Source organism: Bacillus cereus group sp. MG20 (genome assembly GCF_040459885.1).
GTDB lineage: Bacteria > Bacillota > Bacilli > Bacillales > Bacillaceae_G > Bacillus_A > Bacillus_A cereus.
In genome coordinates this window covers 348,763-361,684 of the sequence record NZ_JARVHF010000001.1, presented here as the reverse complement: position 1 = coordinate 361,684, position 12,922 = coordinate 348,763, and the positions used below count along the sequence as shown (strand labels likewise).

Here is a 12,922-nt window from a genome sequence, read left to right as displayed (position 1 = left end):
CATACTAACATATTACGAGTAAAGTTGAGGCGAGTTATGGTACAGTCCATTGATCGAGCGATAAGTATTATTAAATTATTGAATTCTACAAATGAAAAAGAGTATTGGGCTATTTCTGATATAGCTGATGGAACACATCTCCCGGTTAGTACAGTACATAGATTACTTAACTCTTTAATGGAGCATGGGTTAGTTACACAAATTTCAGAGACAAAACAGTACAAAATTGGACCAATGTGGATGGAAATAGGGTTACGTCAATTGGAGAAGGTAGACTACAGATCTGTTGCAAGAGAAGTGATGAAACGTTTAGCTGCTGAAGTGGAGGAAAGTGTCTATTTAAATATTCCAAACGGAACACATTCTATTATCATTGAAAGAATTGATAGTCCTTTAAAAATTCGAGTTATCGATAATCTAGGGGAACAAATTCCACTTTCAATTGGTGCCGCAAATAAAACGATGCTTGCCAATATGAAAACGAATGAAATGGAACATATTGTAGAAAATTTACTTTCTTCATTACCAGAACAAAAGCAAATTCTTCTTAATCAAATAAAGCAAATAAAAAATGAAGGATATGCTGTCAGTTATGGTGAAAAAACAGAAGGGACAGCTTCAGTAGCTGCACCTATTATCGGATTTAATCATAAAGTAGTAGGAGCATTAAGTGTTGGGTTAATTAGTCATCGTATTAATGATGATCGATTATCTTTTCTTATTAGCAAGGTAAAACAAGCGGCTCATGAAATATCAATAAAAATCGGCAGTACATCAGAACTATAATTTTGATAGCTGTCGTCATTTTTTTATTCATATAATGGAATTAGTTTTCATAATGCGGAAAAATAGGGGGATTTATATGTCAAAGTGGCAATCAAAAGAACAATTGATTCAATTATTAAGCGGTCTTGTTGAAATTCCTAGTATTACCGGTTCAGAAGCTGAAGTAATATTGCCAGACTTTGTTGTGGAACAGTTATCTGATTTACAGTACTTCAAAGAAAACCCGCATCATTTACAAAAAAATCCGACAGGGGACGGACGATATTTTGTTACAGCACTAGTAAAGAAAAGCGATAGTACAAAAAATACTGTAATTCTAGTAAGTCACTTTGATGTTGTAGATGTACAAGATTACGGAGTGTGGAAAGAAGATGCATTTAATCCTAAAAAGTTAACATCTATGTTTTATTCTCATAAAGATGAACTTCCAGACCATGTACGTGAAGATATAGAACATGGAGAATGGCTGTTTGGTAGAGGGACAATGGATATGAAATGCGGCCTCGCATTACAAATGGCGATGATTGAACAAGCATGTGAAGGAAGATTCGATGGGAATGTTCTTTTATTGGCTGTACCAGATGAAGAAGTGAATTCTATAGGGATGAGGGCGGCTGTTCCGAGATTGTTAGATTTAGCAAGAGAGCATAACTTAGATTATAAAACGGTCTTAAACTCAGAGCCTATGTTTTCAAGACATCCTGGTGACCAAAATAAGTATATTTACACTGGCTCTATTGGTAAAGTGTTACCTGGTTTTCTTTGCTATGGAAAAGAGACACATGTAGGTGAACCTTTTGCAGGCTTAAATGGGAGTTATATGGCCTCATTAATAACAGCAGAATTAGAGTTAAACACAGACCTTTGTGACATTGTAGAAGGGGAAGCGAGTCCTCCGCCAACTAACTTACTTCAAAGGGACTTAAAAGAGGATTATTCTGTACAAATTCCGCATCGTGCAGTTACATTATTTAATTTGTTTTTATTAGAAAAATCAATGACAGATGTAGTTTCATTGTTACGTCAAAAAGTAACGAAAGTAGCAGAGAAAATAGAAGAGTCGTATGAAAAACATGCATATCGTTTTTCTAAATATAATCCATTTATACCACCTAATCTCAAAGTAAATGTATTAACTTATGAAGAGCTTATCACATATGCAATTGAGCAACATGGACAAGAAAAAATAAATCATATTCAATCTAATATTATAAAAAATAGAGAAGATAAAGATGATCGTGCGGTAACGATTGATTTAGTAGATAAATTAGCGATTTTATGTAAAGAAAAGGCACCGATGATTGTACTTTTCTTCGCTCCGCCGTACTATCCAGCTGTGAGTTCACGCAACAATCCTTTAATAAAAGAGGTAGTTGTAGAAATGGAAAAGTATGCACACTACAATCATAAGATTACATTTGAAAACCAAAATTATTTTGGGGGGATTTCAGATTTAAGCTATGTAGGCTTGCAGTATCCACTGGATTCAATGAGTTCGCTTGTAGACAATATGCCATTATGGGATAAAGGTTATTCAATTCCGCTTCAGGAATTAGAAGAGTTTGATGTTCCAGTATTAAATATGGGGCCGGTAGGAAAAGATGCACATCAATGGACAGAACGTCTAGATGTAAACTACGCATTTGAAACACTAATAGATATGTTACCGAAATGCATTGAAAAATTATTAGTTTCTAATAAAATTACACAATCATAGTAGGGAATAGGTAAGGGATAAAATAGAACCTTTAAAGAAGATTTGAATTAAATTATTTTAATATAATTAAAAAGCGGAACGGCCAAGCTCAATTTTATATGAGTTTGGCCGTTTATCATGTAGTGAATTTTTAATTAAAATTATGTGAATTCATAGCTAACGTAATCTCTTTTATAGTTTTATTTTTTAGTTTGACCAGATAGTTCAACAGACTTTTGCGTACAACGTTGCATAGCTGAAATAATTGCTGTTCGTAATCCTTTTTCCTCTAATGTTGCTACAGCTTCTATTGTCGTTCCACCAGGAGAACAAACCATATCTTTCAATTCACCTGGATGTATTCCTGTTTCTAGTACCATTTTTGCAGAGCCTAACACAGCTTGAGCAGCGAATTTATATGCTTGATTTCTTGGCATACCATCTAGTACAGCAGCATCTGCCATCGCTTCTATAATCATATATACATAAGCTGGTGAAGAACCACTTACGGATGTGACAACATCCATTAATTTTTCACTTACGATCTCTGTTTGACCAAAACTATTGAAAATGTTTAGTACATCTTCTAAATCTTTTTCTGTCACCATTTCATTCGGGCATAATGCAGACATTCCTTCTCCAACAAGAGCAGGAGTATTAGGCATTACCCTTACAACCTTTACTTTTTTATTAAATGCATTTTCAGTACTTTCAATACTTTTCCCAGCAGCGATCGTAACGATGATAGCATCGTTTTTGATTACTTCTTTTATTTCATTAATTATTGACGCGTATAGGTCTGGTTTGATTGATAAAATTAAAATATCAGCATTTTTAGCTACTTCATTGTTGTCGGTAGTTGTAGTTAGCCCATATTTTTCACTAGCATTTTTTAAATTAGCAGTGTTTAAATCTGAACAAATAATTTGATTTGAAGACACTATATTTTTGTTTATCATTCCGCCAATCATAGCCATTCCCATATTTCCGCAACCGATGAATCCAATTTGTTTATCCATAATAACTCAATCTTGCTCCTTTTATAATCAATTATATCGGTTTGATATTATTTTCTTAGAATAAGAATAACATCCCTGTGCAATATAAAGAAACATTCTAAGAGAATATATTCCTTTTTGCAACACTAAAAGATAAAAATTAATTATATTCGACATTATGTAAATATATACACTATAATTTAAGATTTTATGTTTATGAATATGAGTTAAACTTATATCATTTTGTATTTTCATTCAGTAGGGCGATAATTTCATACAAATAACTTGCGGCTCTATTTATTTTTAAAAATACCTCTTGACACCGAATCGAACTATATCGCATAATATAAAAAAATTAGATTGAAAATCGTTGAAGGGAATTAGTACATATGTCTTCTTGCGAAAGAGAGTGGAATTCACCGGCTGAAAGATTCCTCGTATAGAATATATCGAACCTATCCCTGAGTCTTAAATGAAAGTTTAGGCGTTCGCCTGCGTTATAGGCACCAAGTGGATATCTATGTATATCAATTAAGGTGGTACCGCGGAACAATGACCGTTTCGTCCTTTTTATTTTATTAAGGGCGAAGCGGTCATTTTTATTTTGCTCTTAAATACTTCAGTGCAGCATTGATGAGAATAGATATAGTTACAAAGTGAATGAAGTGTAATTTATAAAAAACTTTGATTTTAGACTTGGGGGATAAAAAAGTGAAAAAACAACGAGTTGTTGTAAAGATTGGGAGTAGTTCCTTGGCAGATAGTCACGGAGGCATCTCTACAGAACAGCTTTCAGATCACGTTGCCGCATTGGCTCGGTTGAAAGAAGATGGGCACGAGGTTGTGTTAATTACATCTGGAGCCGTCGCTGCAGGTTTTTCAGCGCTAGGATATCCTAGCAGACCTGTAACGATTAAAGGGAAACAGGCTGCAGCAGCTGTCGGACAAAGTTTGTTAATGCAGGCGTACACGGAGGAATTCCGTAAATATGGCATCGTTACTGCGCAACTTTTGTTGACGAGAAGTGATTTTTCTAGAAAAGAACAGTATAGTAATGCTTACGCTACGTTAGGAGAATTATTAAACCGTTCCGCTCTTCCAATTATTAATGAAAATGATTCCATCTCTTTAGAGGAGCTGACGTTCGGTGATAATGATATGCTGTCAGCTTTAGTAAGCGGGCTTGTTTCGGCGGATATGCTTATGATCTTTACGGATGTGAACGGGTTATATGACAAAAATCCTCAGAAAAATGCGGATGCAAAAAAATATTATTTTCTTCCTGAAGTTACGGAAGAAATTTCTTCTCTTGCAGGAGATGCTGGCTCAAAACTTGGGACTGGCGGTATGAAATCAAAAATCGATGCTGCAAAGACAGCACTCTCTCTTGGTGTGAGTGTATTTATCGGAACAGGACGTGGACAGGAAAAGTTTGTAGATGTTTTGAAGGGTAAGGGGGATGGAACGTATGTCGGTAATGCTCCTCAAAAAGAAATGAAGATGAACAAGCAATGGATTGCCTTGCATTCGCTTGTTAGCGGACAAATTGAAGTAGATGCTGGGGCGGCTACTGCCATCATTCAGCATGGTAAGAGTTTACTTCCAGCTGGTGTTACGAATGTATCAGGATTTTTCCAAGTGGGTGAAGTTGTAGAGGTTGTAACGCAACAAGGGCGCGTAATAGGAAAAGGACAATGCACATATAGTGCAGAGGAATTAAGAGATGTAAAAGGTATGCAAAGCCAAGATATTCAGTCAAGAGGCGAGAGACATAGTTATGAAGTCATCCATAGGGATCATTGGGTTTCACTTTAAAAAGGAGGAAATAAAAATGAATGAAGTGTTGGCAAAGGGGATAAAAGCAAAAGAGGTTGTTAGGGAACTTGTACTAAAATCTACAAATCAAAAAAACGAAGCACTTGCTGCAATTGCAAATCAATTAATAAGTGAAACAGCTTATATTTTAGAGGAAAACAAACGGGATATAGAAGAAGGTAAGGCAAAAGGGTTTTCTGATTCTCTCATTGATCGCCTTATGCTGAATGAACAGCGTATTGTTGATATGACAGAAGGGATTAAGCAGCTAATTGAATTACGTGATCCTGTAGGAGAATGTGTAAGTGCATGGGAAAGGCCAAATGGACTATCTATTCAGGAAATGCGCGTACCACTTGGTGTTGTTGGGATGATTTATGAGGCAAGACCGAATGTAACAGTGGATGCTGCTACAATTTGTTTGAAAACAGGAAACGCAGTCATATTACGTGGTAGTTCTTCTGCTATTCATTCTAATAAAGCGATCGTTGCCGTTATTCACAGGGCGCTCAAACAAACAAGCTTACCTCAAGAAAGCGTCCAGCTTATAGAAGATACAACGCGAGATAGCGCAAAGCAGTTGTTTACAATGAAGGATTATCTAGACGTTCTTATTCCAAGAGGTGGCAAACAATTAATCGATACTGTTGTGAGAGAAGCGTCTGTTCCAGTACTTGAAACAGGTGCGGGAAATTGTCATATTTTCATTGATGAAACAGCGGATAAACAAATGGCATTGGATATTATTGTGAATGCAAAAACGCAGCGTCCATCTGTATGTAATGCGATTGAAACGATTGTTCTTCATGAGAAGTGGGCAGAGAAATATGGTAGCGAGTTGTTTTCTTCTTTGAAGGGTAGAGGCGTGGAGCTACATGGTGATCAAAAAGCATTTGCAATGGATTCTTCAATTGTACTTGCTTCAGAAGAAGACTGGGGGACAGAATTTTTATCTCTTACACTAGCAGTGAAAGTGGTTTCCACTGTTGAAGAAGCGATTCATCATATAAATACGTATGGATCTATGCATTCTGAAGCAATTATTACTGAAAACGAGGAAAACGTCAGCAAGTTTTTTACTTCTGTAGATGCCGCGGCACTTTATCATAATGCATCGACTCGTTTTACAGATGGATCCGAATTTGGATTCGGAGCGGAAATTGGTATCAGTACACAAAAGTTACACGTAAGAGGACCAATGGGGCTTCCAGCATTAACTTCTACAAAATATGTGATTCGTGGAAATGGACAAATTCGAAAATAATAATAAAAGACACTCAATTGGCCTGAGTGTCTTTTATTATAAAAATTATTTACCATACAAATAGCCCAACGAGCATAGCACTTAATAAAGAAACAGCCATCCCGCTAACAAGAAGCTTCCAAACATTTTTACCGATGACTGATGATTTTTCTCCGCCAAATAATGAATTGTAAGTTCCGTAAATCATACCTACTGTACTAAAGTTAGCAAAAGAAGCTAGAAATGTCGTTGCAACCGCAACCGTATGCGGTTGTAGCGACTTTAAGTTTGATTTTAAATCCATCATTGCAACAAATTCATTCGTCGTTATTTTGATCCCCATTAATTCAGCTACGTACATAGCATCACTGCCTGATAAACCGAGTAAAAATGCAAAAGGACTAAAGATAATGGAGAAGATTTTTTGAATTGTTAACCCCGTTACAAAAAAGCCTAAAATCCCATTTAAACATGCTGTTAAAGCTACATATCCAATTACCATGGCTAAAATAACGATAACCATATTCATCCCGACTAACATACTGTTTGAAATAGTAGAAAAGAAATCCTTTTTTTCATGTTTGGAAGGTGTGTAAACAACGTCTTCTTCTTTCGAAACTTCCACAGGATTTAATACATTGGCTAAAATTAATGCGTTAATACAGTTTAATGGGATTGCACTGAAAATATATGTTGCTGGAACCATTGATAAATAAGCACCAAGAATGGATCCGCTAACGCTACTCATACTCATAATTCCAAAAGTTAATAATCGATTTTCTTTTAAAACAGATAATTGATCACGAACAACCGCAAGTGCTTCGGTGTTTCCTAAAAACATCATTTGAATCGAAAAGAAACTTTCTAACTTTGGTAAACGAGAAATCTTTGAAATAACTGCACCTACTTTATCAATAATCCAAGTTAAGATTCCAAAATAAGAAAGAATATCAAAGAACGTGATAACAAAAATGATAGGAAGTAACGCGCTAAAGAAGAAATCAATGTGTGGACTGTCCATAGCGGAAGGAAATGCAAATCGAATTCCTTCATTCGCACATGCCAGTAGCCAACTGAAAAATGACGCAATTTTATTAATGATAATACTGCCTAGCTTTGTGCCCAACATAAACCACGTAATAAAAAGCTCCAATATGATGAGGATTACAATTGGTCTCCATTTTATATGTTTTTTATTAGGCGAACATAAGAAAACGATTAATATGACAACGAAAATCCCTAACATATTTAATATGAAATGCATGTCAACCACTCCTTGAGCTTTATTATTTGTATATAAAAAAGCTCTTATTCTTCTTAATTTAGAATGAATGTGGTTTAATTTATATTTTTGTAAATTCTAAAAGAATAGAAGGTAAAATTCGATAAAAATAGAATTTAATACATAGCAAACAAGGAGGGGATAAAAATGGAGGTCTATCACATAAAGAGTAAAAAGAGGGAAACATACAACGTTCAGGTGAAATATTCGATACTTTTCGAATGTGCACTTGGCATTGCAGCAATTACTCATAAAAGGTTAATTGATACACTTGAAAAGACTGAAAGTGAATGGGAAGGAATTAGACAATCATTAACAAATGAGATGAGAGAACACTTACAGTTTGTAGAAGAACATAATACGTGGAAAGCATTGCTTCAGTTGTTGTATGAAGAGGATTTTCAAGATTTATCGCAGTTTAATTTTAAAATTGATTTACTTTCAGAAGAAGGTTTGAAGTATATATGTTTACCGTTTTTAGGAGAGAAGTACCAAGAAAAAAGAACTTTAGCGGCAAGTGGAAACGTAACTGCAATACATGAACTAATGGAACTGACACAAGAACATCAGTTTTTCTCTACGTATATTCGTTTTATATGTGATGTTGATGTCCAAGTGCTGAAATCTCATTTAATTGCTGTTATGACAGGTTGGTATGAGAGTGTAATTAAGAAAGAGGAAGAAGAAATACTTTCTATATTAAAACGAGATTATGAAGCAAAAAATGAAATGAATAAAAAGATGAAACCGGAAGAGTTTGTCGAGTGGGCAACTGGCGGAGTGAACTATATGCCAGAGCCAAGTGTTCATCACGTACTTCTTATTCCGCAAATGACGTACAGACCGTGGAATATTGAAGCAGATATTGAAGATACGAAAGTATTTCATTATCCAGTTGCGAATGAAAGCATTCATCCTGAAGATTCGTATGAACCGAATTATTTTTTAGTTCAAAAACATAAGGCTCTTGGGGATGAAGCGAGATTGCGAATTGTAAAAATGTTGTTTGAAAAAGAACGTACTTTACAGGAAATAACGGAAAGATTGCAGCTTGGTAAATCGACAGTACACCATCATTTGAAATTGTTACGTGCAGCGAAGTTAGTTGATATACATGACGGAAAATATGTATTAAGGAAGAAAGCAGTACAGTCGTTAGCAAAAGAATTAGAAGCGTTTTTGAATAGATAATATGCAACAAGAATGTACATAAAGGGAGGAATTTAAGAGAAAAGTTGGTGAGCTATAGTGAAGAGTGTATTGAAAAATCGTTCTTTCTTTTTTATGTGGATTGGTAGTGCAATCTCAGAATTAGGAGGGGCTTTCGGAACGTTATGTAATTCAATTCTAGTATATGAATTAACAGGATCGGAAATGGCTTTAAGTAGTATGTGGCTATTATATTTCATCCCATCACTCATATTGCAATTAATAAGTGGCCCATTTATTGATAAATGGAGCCGGAAGTGGATTATGATATTTTCACAATGGATACGAGCGTCTGTATTTTTATTACCTTTGGTGATGCTAGTTACAGGTAGTATAGAAGTTTGGCACATTTATGTTGTTCAAATTGTAGTGGGACTTATTACACCACTTTATACACCTGCAAGTCAAGCAATTACACCGAGCATTGTAGGGAAAGAACAACTTCAAGATGCAAATGCGTACATTGATGGAATGACTCGCCTTATGATGTTTCTTGCGCCAGTATTAGGCGGAGTAGTCATTCATTTGATTGGAACAGAACTTACATTATCTTTCGTATGTATTTGTCTATTTGTTAGTGGTGCTTTCTTATTTTATATAAAAGAAAATAGAACGTCGCAACCTATTCGGAAAACGTGGCTAGAACAATTTCTTCACGGTTTTACATATTTTTTCACAAAACCAATCATCGTTTGGCTCGGTATATTTCTTACTTTCGTGCAATTTGGAGTTGGGGTAACGATGGTCACAAATCTTCCTTATATAAAAGACGAGCTATCAGCGGGATATGCGGAATATGGTTATTTTATGGCCGGATTCCCACTTGGCTATGTAGTTGGATCTATACTAGTCGGAAAAGTAACATATAAAAGCCGGCGTATACTTATGCTCGGAGGATTGTTTATAGGGGGACTCACATACATTTCATTAGGATTCAATCATAGTATTATCATTGCAATAATAATTGAAGTAATAGCAGGGATTTGTATTGCATTTTTCAATGTTCATAACACGACAATATGCCAACAAACCGTCCCAAATAATATGATAGGACAAGTATTTTCAGTGCGTTTATTTTTTATACGATCCGCTATGCCATTAGGTGTGTTAGTAGGGGGAATATTGAGTGAAATGTGGGGAGTAAGAGCGCTATATGTAATCATCGGTGCAATTATATGTGTTACATCTTTAATAGGGATGTTACTTCCATATTTCAAATTTTTAGATGAGGCGATAGAAAAGAAATCAGCATAATTCAAAAAATTAAAACTTTACAATTGAAAATAATTATCATAATCAATTATAATAGAAGAATACTAGTATTCGTATAACAAAGAGGGAGTGGGATATATGTTTATCGAAACGAAAACATTTACAGTAAAAGAAGGTACATCAAATATAGTTGTAGAACGTTTCACTGGAGAAGGTATTATTGAAAAATTTGAAGGCTTCATCGATTTAAGTGTTCTTGTGAAAAAAGTAAGACGCGGCGACGAAGAAGTTGTCGTAATGATTCGCTGGGAATCTGAAGAAGCATGGAAAAACTGGGAAACAAGTGAAGAACACTTAGCTGGACATAGAGCAGGCCGTGGTAAACCAAAACCAGATCATATTATTAATGTGGATCATGCAGTTTATTATGTAAAATCATCGAAAGCGGCTTATCAGCAGTCGTAATATATAAGTAGAGGATACATGTTGTAAAAGCAAACATGTATCCTCTTTTTTTATTACTGGGGGGATGGGAATGATAGAAAATCTTTCATTCATTTAAAAAACGTTCTAGGCTATAGAAAAAAATATTAGACTTATAAAGCATAGTCTTAGATGGAACGCTTGAATATCTTGCCTTACATATTTAAGTGTTATGAAAATGAGTCTATATACCTTCTGTTTAAAAGGAGATGAGTACATGAAGCTGAATCATTTAAATTTATGTGTTGATGACTTATCAGAAGCGAGACATTTCTTTGAAACATTTTTTGATTTCCAATTTTTGGAACAAAAAGGGAAAGCACTTGTAGTTATGAGTGATGAGAGTGGATTTATACTTGTGCTAAGTGATCCAAAAGCATTTAAAGGGAATAAGGAAGTTACGTATCCGGAAGCTTTTCATATTGGTTTTTTAGTGGATACTTCAAATGAAGTTGATCAAGCGTATAATCGTTTAGTAGCAGGCGGCATTGAAATAGATAAGGAACCTTATTCGATGCGAGGTAGTAGTTATGGTTTTTATTTTACAGTATTTAATGGCTTATTAATTGAAGTGTCTTGTCTTGATTATAGAGAAGGTAAGAAAGTTTCAAAGCTTAATAGTAATCACCAAGAGTAATCATTTGAAGGTGTATATTTAGCCCCTTATCCAGTTTGGAAAGGGGCTTGTTTATTTTATTACCTTATTTATCTTACTATTTGTGGATTGATTAAAGTCTCACTTTATTTGTCTATCTGAATTTCAAATTCAAGCACAGCTTGATCTTTCCTAAACGGCATACTGAGTTCTTTAAATCGTAAGCTTATTCCAGACAAATTATCAGGAAGGACAGGAGATATAACGAATTGATGATTCATATGTCCATCGGTGCCGCCACCACCTTCTGACCAGCAATCGTATGTATCATCTATTGATAATTGGAAGAAACTATGAGGCTTATTTTCAATAAAATCTTCATCCGTGGAATCCCAATCGCTATATAAATAAACTACACTAGCATTTGCATATTGCCGAATAAAAGTTACAGTATACATGACGCCATTATGTTCATAAGTTTTAAAAACAGGTACATGTTTTTTGAAGCCAGTTGGTTCAACGCGAGGTTTAAATTCTTCTTCATCCATCATGGAAGAGAATAATGAGTTTAGATAGTCTGGATAGAATTCGTATTGCTTAGCCCATTTATAAATCGCTTCATTATGTGGAAAACCTGGGTCATCACCTGAAAGTTCTTTTCGTTCTTTTAATAGGGCGCAAATTTTTTCATCAATAGAGTATAAGCGTTCATCGTAATGATCGGTAGGACGTTCGAAAGTCATTCTTCGCATAATCATTCCTCCTTTACTTTATTTTAACAAAAAAGACAGACTAATAAATAGTCTGTCTTTTCACATTAATTCTTCACATCATCATAAAGTTCAAGTGCCTCTTTCACATTCAATCCATTTTTCACAATACCATGTATTGCTTGAATCATCGCAGCTGGGTGCTCGGATTGCCATATGTTCCGGCCCATGTCTACTCCGATAGCGCCTTCTTGCAATGCATTGTACGTAATGTTTAATGCGTCTTCAATTGAATCTAGTTTTGGGCCACCCGCGATGACGACTGGGGCAGGGCATGTGCTCGTTATTTTTTCGAATCCTTCGCAGTAATACGTTTTAATAATATCAGCACCCATTTCAACACATACGCGGGAAGCAAGTGCTAGAAAGCGAGCTTCACGTTTTTGTAATTCCTTTGCGACTGCGGTAATGCCGAGTACTGGTAGGCCGTAATCATGAGCTTCAGAAACTACATTTGCGAGATTTGTAACAGTTTGTGTTTCATAGTCTGATCCGACAAAAACAGAAACGCCAACGCCAATTGCGTTTTGCTTCACTGCTTCCTTCACAGGTGTAACAATTGTTTCATTCGCTAAATCTTTACCGACGACAGTAGCGCCGCCAGATACACGCATAACCATCGGTGTGCTGCAGTTTTCAGGAATGCAGGAGCTAAGTACACCGCGCGTTAAAAAGAGGGAGTCTGTATAAGGAAGTAAGTTTTTAACTGTTTCAAGTGGTTGTTCTAGTCCGTGAATTGGTCCTAAGAAATAACCGTGATCTATTGCTAACATAACCGCTCTACCATCAGGTAAAATTGTATTTAATCGATTTTTAAATCCCCAAGTCATTCC

The 12,922-nt window shown here is 35.4% G+C and carries 12 protein-coding genes and 1 other annotated feature; of the genes, 8 read left to right on the top strand and 4 right to left on the bottom strand.

Annotation, left to right across the window (positions count from 1 at the left end; all coding sequences use genetic code 11):
• Nucleotides 1–36 precede the first annotated feature (36 nt).
• Nucleotides 37–786, top strand: a complete 750-nt coding sequence (locus QCI81_RS01960) for an IclR family transcriptional regulator (RefSeq protein WP_000250751.1) — start codon at nt 37–39, stop codon at nt 784–786.
• A 52-nt stretch (nt 787–838) separates the two neighbouring features.
• The gene (locus QCI81_RS01955) at nt 839–2,503 is read left to right on the top strand and encodes a M20/M25/M40 family metallo-hydrolase (protein WP_003274521.1); all 1,665 of its coding nucleotides are present in this window, start codon (nt 839–841) and stop codon (nt 2,501–2,503) included.
• A 179-nt stretch (nt 2,504–2,682) separates the two neighbouring features.
• On the opposite strand, the gene proC is transcribed toward QCI81_RS01955, so the two are convergent.
• Nucleotides 2,683–3,501, bottom strand: a complete 819-nt coding sequence (gene proC / locus QCI81_RS01950) for a pyrroline-5-carboxylate reductase (RefSeq protein ID WP_000360725.1) — start codon at nt 3,499–3,501, stop codon at nt 2,683–2,685.
• A gap of 340 nt (nt 3,502–3,841) precedes the next feature.
• Nucleotides 3,842–4,052: a binding site (T-box leader), on the top strand.
• A gap of 139 nt (nt 4,053–4,191) precedes the next feature.
• Between proC and proB the strand changes: the two genes are divergently transcribed.
• Nucleotides 4,192–5,295, top strand: a complete 1,104-nt coding sequence (gene proB / locus QCI81_RS01945) for a glutamate 5-kinase (protein WP_071732034.1) — start codon at nt 4,192–4,194, stop codon at nt 5,293–5,295.
• Between the two features lie 16 nt (nt 5,296–5,311).
• The gene (locus tag QCI81_RS01940) at nt 5,312–6,559 is read left to right on the top strand and encodes a glutamate-5-semialdehyde dehydrogenase (protein ID WP_071732035.1); all 1,248 of its coding nucleotides are present in this window, start codon (nt 5,312–5,314) and stop codon (nt 6,557–6,559) included.
• A 49-nt stretch (nt 6,560–6,608) separates the two neighbouring features.
• Here the strand turns inward: QCI81_RS01940 and QCI81_RS01935 are convergent, their stop codons facing one another.
• The gene (locus QCI81_RS01935) at nt 6,609–7,802 is read right to left on the bottom strand and encodes a NupC/NupG family nucleoside CNT transporter (protein WP_000545482.1); all 1,194 of its coding nucleotides are present in this window, start codon (nt 7,800–7,802) and stop codon (nt 6,609–6,611) included.
• A gap of 165 nt (nt 7,803–7,967) precedes the next feature.
• Between QCI81_RS01935 and QCI81_RS01930 the strand changes: the two genes are divergently transcribed.
• From QCI81_RS01930 to QCI81_RS01915, 4 genes are all read left to right on the top strand, one after another.
• Entirely contained in the window at nt 7,968–9,011 is a 1,044-nt protein-coding gene (locus tag QCI81_RS01930) for an ArsR/SmtB family transcription factor (protein ID WP_071732036.1), read from the top strand.
• A gap of 57 nt (nt 9,012–9,068) precedes the next feature.
• Entirely contained in the window at nt 9,069–10,283 is a 1,215-nt protein-coding gene (locus tag QCI81_RS01925) for an MFS transporter (RefSeq protein ID WP_071732037.1), read from the top strand.
• Nucleotides 10,284–10,379: 96 nt separating this feature from the next.
• Nucleotides 10,380–10,706, top strand: coding sequence for a heme-degrading monooxygenase HmoA (hmoA, locus tag QCI81_RS01920; protein ID WP_000469496.1), 327 nt, complete (start codon nt 10,380–10,382; stop codon nt 10,704–10,706).
• 235 nt (nt 10,707–10,941) lie between these two features.
• Nucleotides 10,942–11,361, top strand: coding sequence for a VOC family protein (locus QCI81_RS01915; RefSeq protein ID WP_000773084.1), 420 nt, complete (start codon nt 10,942–10,944; stop codon nt 11,359–11,361).
• 104 nt (nt 11,362–11,465) lie between these two features.
• Here the strand turns inward: QCI81_RS01915 and QCI81_RS01910 are convergent, their stop codons facing one another.
• Entirely contained in the window at nt 11,466–12,071 is a 606-nt protein-coding gene (locus QCI81_RS01910) for a hypothetical protein (protein WP_071732038.1), read from the bottom strand.
• 65 nt (nt 12,072–12,136) lie between these two features.
• The gene (lsrF, locus tag QCI81_RS01905) at nt 12,137–12,919 is read right to left on the bottom strand and encodes a 3-hydroxy-5-phosphonooxypentane-2,4-dione thiolase (protein WP_000219782.1); all 783 of its coding nucleotides are present in this window, start codon (nt 12,917–12,919) and stop codon (nt 12,137–12,139) included.
• Between the last annotated feature and the right edge of the window lie 3 nt (nt 12,920–12,922).

Excerpts from the sequence above, each read along its gene's own strand:
- QCI81_RS01960 (WP_000250751.1), top strand. The coding sequence starts at position 37 with ATGGTACAGTCCATTGATCGAGCGATAAGTATTATTAAATTATTGAAT.
- QCI81_RS01955 (WP_003274521.1), top strand. The coding sequence starts at position 839 with ATGCGGAAAAATAGGGGGATTTATATGTCAAAGTGGCAATCAAAAGAA.
- proC (WP_000360725.1), bottom strand. The coding sequence starts at position 3,501 with ATGGATAAACAAATTGGATTCATCGGTTGCGGAAATATGGGAATGGCT.
- QCI81_RS01940 (WP_071732035.1), top strand. The coding sequence starts at position 5,312 with ATGAATGAAGTGTTGGCAAAGGGGATAAAAGCAAAAGAGGTTGTTAGG.
- QCI81_RS01935 (WP_000545482.1), bottom strand. The coding sequence starts at position 7,802 with ATGCATTTCATATTAAATATGTTAGGGATTTTCGTTGTCATATTAATC.
- QCI81_RS01930 (WP_071732036.1), top strand. The coding sequence starts at position 7,968 with ATGGAGGTCTATCACATAAAGAGTAAAAAGAGGGAAACATACAACGTT.
- hmoA (WP_000469496.1), top strand. The coding sequence starts at position 10,380 with ATGTTTATCGAAACGAAAACATTTACAGTAAAAGAAGGTACATCAAAT.
- QCI81_RS01915 (WP_000773084.1), top strand. The coding sequence starts at position 10,942 with ATGAAGCTGAATCATTTAAATTTATGTGTTGATGACTTATCAGAAGCG.
- QCI81_RS01910 (WP_071732038.1), bottom strand. The coding sequence starts at position 12,071 with ATGCGAAGAATGACTTTCGAACGTCCTACCGATCATTACGATGAACGC.
- lsrF (WP_000219782.1), bottom strand. The coding sequence starts at position 12,919 with ATGACTTGGGGATTTAAAAATCGATTAAATACAATTTTACCTGATGGT.